General features: G+C 42.6%; 1 pseudogene. It reads right to left on the bottom strand.

What is annotated here, in order from left to right:
* Window positions 1-237, bottom strand: a pseudogene (locus AX663_RS10815) (hypothetical protein); the annotation flags it as partial.

The raw sequence follows: 237 nt of genomic DNA, 5'->3' as shown, positions 1-237 counted from the left end.
GTTCAGAAGCAACGTCAACTGTAGATTCAACTTCGTCTGCAAGTTCAGAAGTAGCTTCAACTGTTGACTCAACGTCATCAGCAAGTTCAGAAGTAGCGTCAACTGTAGATTCAACTTCGTCTGCAAGTTCAGAAGTAGCTTCAACCGTTGATTCAACTTCATCAGCAAGCTCAGAAGTAGCTTCAACTGCTGACTCAACTTCATCAGCAAGTTCAGAAGCAACGTCAACTGTAGATT

It is taken from the genome of Streptococcus sp. CCH8-H5 (genome assembly GCF_001556505.1).
GTDB lineage: Bacteria > Bacillota > Bacilli > Lactobacillales > Streptococcaceae > Streptococcus.
Note: the sequence above shows the minus strand (reverse complement) of the source record. Positions and strands in the feature narration are given on the sequence as shown.